Raw genomic sequence first — 7,119 nt, 5'->3', positions numbered from 1 at the left:
AGCTTAAGCTTCAAATGAAAGATTAAAAAATATCGATTTTAGAGAACAGGCGCTTTATTGGCTTTTTTAAAAAGAGCAATTATGAAATCGATTCACCTATATACATTTCTGAATTTAAAAAATAAAAATTTTTCTTCATTCATTACAGAAAGTAAATATTAGGAAACAACTTTTAACAGGTTATTCTGAGGGTATAGTTGGATTAGGAGGTGAATTAAAAATGGAAAATATGAAAAAAATCTCCTTTTCGTTCGCATCAGCAATACTTATTGCCGGCTGCTCAGGTTCAGGGGAAGAGACGAACCCGCAGACTGTTGATTCTTCTGAGAACGAAACGGTGGATTCACAAGAGACGAATGATAACACTGATGATAATAGCGAAGATCAAGTTGGAAGCGATGGTAATACAGACACGGAGAAAGGTACATCGGATGATGATGCTGAGAATGTAGACTCGTCAGAAGAAAGTGAAACAGAGAGCGATACAGAGGTTTATGCCGGAGCTCAGTTGAATCCGAACTATTTTATTGATACTCATATCATTAGTCAGCCTGACCGCTTTTATCTTGCATACGCTATAGACCGTGATAAGGAAAAAGGACAAACAGTCACTCCCGAACAGCGCTTAAAAATATCATTATTTGAAAACGACCCTTCCGAGCAGGATATACTCAGTTCATATACTGAATTGACGCTTGATTGGCCCAGCTTAACCATCCAGTTTGATCAGGAGGGAAATGACTTAGCCGCAACTTCTGCCCAAAGTGTTTTATTTTATGATGCGTTATTTGGAATTAGTGATCTTTACGGGGTTGAAGACATTACATTCTTAAGCCCTGATGGTGAACAAAGGATGACCGTAGCTGAAAGAACAGTCGATGATACGATCACTGTGAAAGATGAAAGAGGAGAAACGCGGGGCTACTATGCCATCTACGACAAAGAGCTGGAAGAAACGCTATTCATTCCCGGTGGTGAGTTAGAGGAGCCGGTTGTAAATGAAAGCGGTGAACCGCTGTCTTTCCCGGAAACAATCGAGAAAATGAAGTCGGTTGAGCCCGATACGTTTTATTCAACAGCAATTGTGGAAGGGATCGAGATTGTCAGCTCATCTATCACGAACGGTGTTGCGACCGTGCAATATACAATGAATCAGGATATCGTAACTGAAGCAGACCGGATCGTATTTGAAAATGCCATTCAACTCGCAGCCCTGGATTTTCATGCCTGGGAGGTTCGACTATTCAATGACACACTGAAAGAAAAACGTACATATCCATTGGTTGGTCAGTAGTTTAACAATTTCATACAAACATAAAAAAGAGCACTCCGGGGAGTGTTCTTTTTTCATTCAGAATGCTGAGGGATATACGCCGCACCTAATCAGTTCACCACGATGTATGAAGTTTTTATCAATTTGAACCCTCATATCCAAAAATCGCAACGTACTGATCCTGCAAAACAAACCTATCATCCAGCCATCCTAACGTATTCAACACATACCCTAACGAATCAGCATTATATCTCCCGGCAATTTTCTGATAGGCCAATAGCTCATACCGGTTATTTGAATCAAAATCTACAGGATATAAACCACTGAGAGGATTTACAAATCCTGATATAGGACTCTTCAGCTTGCCATTTTCATCATATATTTCATCTAAATACCCGCTGTCTTTTGTTGAAATATCTATGATGTACGTTTGATGATTGATCAGGCTGACAACTTTCACTTTGTAGTCATCCTGATAATGTACCTCATATTGAACCTGCTCATTATATACATCAACATCAAATAATAATTGTGGTGTATTGTTTATAAAGGAATAAATGTAATGATACATGATGCCACCACTGCCACCTGACGTCATACTGATTAAAATGTCATCTACTCCATTCCCAGTGAAATCCCCAAGGAATACAACAGGATTGTAGCCTGAATTTTCTCGAAGGGGGACACTTGTTAACATGCCGGATCTCCCGTCCTGAACAAGCAGCGTGATCTGTTGAATAAATGGACTGCCTGGCGTCATGATACCGGTTAAATAGACATGATCAGGTACTCGATCCCCAGTTACATCTCCGCGTGCAAACGACACTACATTCGGAGGATTCATATTCGGCCTGGCATAATCATTATACATAGCCTGCTCTTTACAGTATTTTGCCCTACCACAATGAGCATTCAAGTCCAAACCACTCCTTATCATATTATTTGTGTTGGCTCCATAAATGTATGCTACAGCTCCACAACTCATATCTTTTTTGATTCGTAACAATTTGATTTTATGCAAATTAAAAGCCCGGGACCACTCCGCTTACTGCGGAAGTTGATCCCCGAGCTTCAAATAAACTTAAATATCGCCATACTCACCTGCAGGATGAGGCAAGCCTGTCCAGACCCAGCCTGCCTTACTCTAATACTTCCAGCGGTTCAATTAATTCCTCACCGTCCGTATTATAAAACCGTACGCTCACATTTCCGGGTAGTACAGCTTCATCAATCCCGCTTTGAAGAGATATGTCCTCGCTGGCTGTAAATTTATTATCCGATAGAAACGTGAGCTCACCTGATGTTTCCCCGGAGGCACCTTCTGCTGAACATGCCACCAGATATCGCTCATAAGGAAACGCGTCCCATAAGTCCTCGTGCTCAAAAAGAAGCTCTACACAAAAATCGACAGGCTGATCAGACTCACTCAGATATCTGACAGACATCTCCAGCTCTTCCCGATCTGGCCAATATTTAATATAACTATTCTCCTGATCCATGGTGATTGCAGGTTCATTGCTGCGGCAGCCTGCCAGGAGAATGGTGATGAAGGTAAGAATGATGAGGTGTTTTTTCAATGTGATAGCTCCTTTGTGGGAATGAGTATTAAACCTTATTATACTTTTTTATTAATATGTTATAAGAGTTAAGTGAAGTCATAATTCTATAGAGGAGTCTAGCTCTTTAGAGTCAATTTGTAATAATATTTTTTGACCTAAAATTCTTGCTGTTAAATATAGCACGAGAGCATCTGACACAGTGAATAGTCTTTCTCTTGTTTTATCCATATTAATTTCATGCTTTGATTTATTGTATATTTTTATAAATACATAGAGACTTTTTATTGTCATATCATCTAATAATTTTAACTGATCTAATTTACGAACTACTTTTCCCAATGTAGAATTATAATGCCTCAATTTACCTAATTTTTGATTTACTATAAGATAATATTTTGTTGTCGCTTCCAAATGCATACCTACATATTGAATTACATGGCGAGCCCCATACCTTATATCTCTTAACTCCATCTCACTTGCAGCATATTGTAAAGGTCTGAAGATACTACGCTTAATACCAAATGGAAAAGGATTACTTACAGGATTTTTAGGTAAATTATATCCGCCCATTCCTCCAATATCTTTATCGACTTCCCAAAAATTTTCTAATGAATATTGTTCATCCTTTTCATCTATTTCTGTAATCGTTTCTCTTATTACTTGCCTTTGATAATCATTCAATAAATTATTGTATAGCCATTTTGACTCTACCAAAGCTCTATCCATATATACACCCACCTCCAAAAATTAAACTTCTTGACCTTGTATTAAAATAACTCCCACGTAAGCTTACTTATTTATATAATCTAAGCAAACTGTGTAGAAGTTATATCTAACTCAAGAACCATTTTAAATTTTACAATATTTAACTATTATTCACACAATCTCCGTCAACTCTCGATACAACAGCGGCGGCACAGGTTGTTCCATCTTCATTCGAAACGCGACTGGCCGGTCACCCGTTGCGCTTTCGACACTCACTTTCCCCATATAGATAAATGGCTGTGTCTGACTCTCCATTACTCTATATTTACGGACAAATAGATGAAGTCGGTATCCTCTATTTTTATGGTGGATAAGGTTCTGGCCGCGTTCTGATGATTGGCGCATATTGTTAGGACTTTCCCATAGAAATGTATCCTGATCCTCAAAGGCATCCTGATAATTTAAGCGATCATCAATGTCTGCATCTTTGTTCAGATCGACAAAAAGGAAGTAGTCTTTTCCATTTGCTAGCAGCCCCGAGCCACGAAATGAAGAGTGGCTTTTTTCAAAGTTAGAGAGCAGCGCAGCATCACGCATTTGGTATTGAGTTCCGGTATGCAGGAATGGAACTTGGTCTGAGACCGCACCAAATTCCTTTTCAAAGCGATGCAGTCCGTATTCAAGTATATCCTCCATGCATGTAACATAAGTCGGGAACGTAATGAATTGTTCCATGACATCAGATCGCACAAGTCTGTCTTCCCGCCACTGAACAAGTGCAGGCTGTCGGCTTTTTTCACCGTCATCAGCATACATTTGCGCGAGCGTATTCATTGCGTGAATAACGGATTCTGATTGAACTTCTTCAATCCAATGTTCTACTGCGAGAATCGCTTCTTCTATTGTCATGGACGGTTGTTCTAAAAGCCCAGCAAGAATGGCAACTTCATGCGGACGCTTCAATGGCAGCATACTGGACAGAACTTTATAAGCCTTCTCCCACAGATCTTCTGCTAGCAGATTTGCGAGGAATGGCTCTCTTTCAACCCGATGAAGAAAGTGCAGGTAGCTGCCTGCTTTTTGTATAAATGAAACAGGATCCGGCGCCCCATCATACGTGTGATAATCCATTAATCGATACGGCGGCTTGCCGTGACGAACTTTTTTAAATTCTATATATGCTTCCTTGAGATGAGCCATACTGAAAAATGACTCCTGATCCAGTTGCTTCAGAATCTGCTCTTTTGAGATCTCATCCATTTGAATATGAACCGGCCCAGGGATATGCGCAAAATCTGTCGCAACTGCTACCTTCAGACTTTCCTTGTCATAATAACGCTGACCGTTCAGCGCAAGTGCTACGAGATAAGCGCGACTGTAATTCCCAATAAAATCAAGCACCGTTAAAAACTCTTTTTCAGGATGCTTACGAAGGCCGCGACCAAGCTGCTGAATGAATACAATTGGTGATTCTGTAGGACGAAGCAGCAACACAAGATTCACACTCGGAATATCGACACCTTCATTAAAGATATCTACGCTGAACAGACACTCAAGCGGATCATCCGGATCTTCAAGCCGTGCAATTGCATGTTCACGTGCTTCAGGCTTGTCGTCACCTGACAAAGCCAAACTTGGTACATCACGAGCTGTAAATTCATTTGCCATATAGCGTGCATGTTCAACTGTCACACAAAACCCGAGTGCTTTTCGCTTCGTGCCCTGGTAACCGTAAAAATTCATATAATGCATAATGTGCTCTACTCTTGCATGGATCTGCAGACGCCGCGCGATTTCCTTCTGGTCCTTTGAAGTCAGATTACTCAGATCAATCCCATCCGCATCGGTAATCCCAAAGTAGTGAAACGGAGCAACTAGATTATCCTCAAGCGCCTCATGCAGCCTCACTTCGATCGCTACATTATGATCAAACAGCTCAAACACAGACAGCTGATCGCTTCGCTCCGGCGTGGCCGTCATACCAAGCGCAAAAGTAGGAGTAAAATGCGTCATCACTTCCTGATACTGATCCGCTGCAGCGTGATGCGCCTCGTCATAGACAATGTAATCAAACTCATCCGGACTAAACTGCTGATAGATATTTGCCATTGATCTAATATTTGCAAAGAGATAATCTGCACCTATCTCTTTTCTCGTCCCAGTCAGTAAGCCAAACGTGACTGGCTCATTATGTAATAAAAACTCAAACGTCTCTTTCGCTTTGGTTAAAATATCTTCTCTATGTACTAAAAATAACAACCGTTTCGGCTTCACCCGCTGCACATCAAATGCCGCCATAAATGTCTTCCCTGTACCTGTTGCTGCGACCACAAGACTCTTCGTCTCACCCAGTCTTCTCAATCTTTCCAGGTTATCCATCGCCCGCCGCTGCATCCGGTTCGGCGTGACATACGCTCCGCTCTGCTTCAAGATATGCTGCGTAGATGATACGCGTCTCACCGCTTCATACTGCCGCTCATAATCAGCAATAAACGCTTCTGTCAGCGGCGTACTCTCCTCCCATAAAAGGCCATACTCCTTTAACACCCTGTCTGTAAAAGGCATATCCTTCTTCGAGACAACCTCCACATTCCACTCTACATTAGACTTCAGCGCTGAATGCGTCACATTCGACAAGCCAATGATAATCTTGTATACATCCGGATATTCAAAAATGTACGTCTTTGTATGAAAGCCCCTCTGCTCGCCCGTCACAAAAACCTTCACATCCAGTTCACTAAACTCACGCAGCCGTCTTAGCGCCACCGGATCCGTGAAATTCAAATATGTCGAGGTCATAACCTGACCCTGCTTCCCACTCTCAATCGCCTTCTGCAGCGCATCCAGCAGCAGCTGAACCCCACTGAAATTCACAAATGCCACCCCAAAATAAAACTTCTCACACGTCTCCAGAGAATTCGTCAACTCCTTCAACAGCGTTTCACTCCCACTATTCACAAGCAACCGCTCAGACATCCAGACCCCTCCTATGTACCTACGGGTTTATCATACATGATTTTGGAATATCGTGCTAATTGGTGGAGAGTAATGGAGAAAATTAAAAAGCTTATTCTTTCAGATGACATTTTTTCATAATTTTTATAAAAAATTTTTCTGCAAATGATCTATGATACAGCACACCAGCATCAGCCCCCGTACATCCATCCCTCTACCAGATAACTTTCTTAAATCGAAGGCTCCACGCGTGACACAAACGCCTGCCGGATATCAACTCCAGGATTCTCCGCCTCAAACTCCTGAATGAGCTCATCAAAAGGTTTCTACATTAGGCGATAAAATTTAAGTACACCGGTGTTGGATGGAGTATTGACTTCACCTTCGGGTTGTTGTAGCCGTAGGCGTATAAGATGATTGAATGGGAAGGTGATTTTTATAAAGACAGCTCGCTCGTATCCAAATTACAGGTACACCTTACGGGCCTACATAAATTAACTACCATTACCTACATATCTAGATTGCCATAAACTGACTACAGCCAAGGGATAGATCCAGTGTTGCCATCTTTTTGACCCACCAATGACATCCATTTGATCCACCGTTGCCATACGAGATCCACATAAA

General features: G+C 41.4%; 5 protein-coding genes. 1 reads left to right on the top strand and 4 read right to left on the bottom strand.

Annotated features, from left to right (window positions below; all coding sequences use genetic code 11):
- Nucleotides 1-220 precede the first annotated feature (220 nt).
- Nucleotides 221-1,294 (top strand): hypothetical protein, encoded by a 1,074-nt coding sequence (locus tag JOD21_RS18980; protein ID WP_204731063.1) that lies wholly within the window; start codon nucleotides 221-223, stop codon nucleotides 1,292-1,294.
- A 118-nt stretch (nucleotides 1,295-1,412) separates the two neighbouring features.
- Here JOD21_RS18980 and JOD21_RS18975 read toward each other — a convergent pair whose 3' ends face one another.
- The 4 genes from JOD21_RS18975 to JOD21_RS18960 all read right to left on the bottom strand — a co-directional run bounded on the left by JOD21_RS18975 (nucleotide 1,413) and on the right by JOD21_RS18960 (nucleotide 6,513).
- On the bottom strand, nucleotides 1,413-2,189 hold the full coding sequence (locus JOD21_RS18975; protein ID WP_338032937.1) for a VCBS repeat-containing protein: 777 nt from the start codon (nucleotides 2,187-2,189) through the stop codon (nucleotides 1,413-1,415).
- 223 nt (nucleotides 2,190-2,412) lie between these two features.
- Nucleotides 2,413-2,850, bottom strand: a complete 438-nt coding sequence (locus tag JOD21_RS18970) for a hypothetical protein (RefSeq protein ID WP_204731062.1) — start codon at nucleotides 2,848-2,850, stop codon at nucleotides 2,413-2,415.
- A gap of 78 nt (nucleotides 2,851-2,928) precedes the next feature.
- Nucleotides 2,929-3,558, bottom strand: coding sequence for a hypothetical protein (locus JOD21_RS18965; RefSeq protein WP_204731061.1), 630 nt, complete (start codon nucleotides 3,556-3,558; stop codon nucleotides 2,929-2,931).
- Nucleotides 3,559-3,708: 150 nt separating this feature from the next.
- A complete protein-coding gene (locus JOD21_RS18960; protein ID WP_204731060.1) occupies nucleotides 3,709-6,513 on the bottom strand; it encodes a DUF3427 domain-containing protein in 2,805 nt (934 codons plus the stop codon).
- Nucleotides 6,514-7,119: the final 606 nt, after the last annotated feature.

It is taken from the genome of Jeotgalibacillus terrae (genome assembly GCF_016908195.1).
GTDB lineage: Bacteria > Bacillota > Bacilli > Bacillales > Jeotgalibacillaceae > Jeotgalibacillus > Jeotgalibacillus terrae.
Note: the sequence above shows the minus strand (reverse complement) of the source record. Positions and strands in the feature narration are given on the sequence as shown.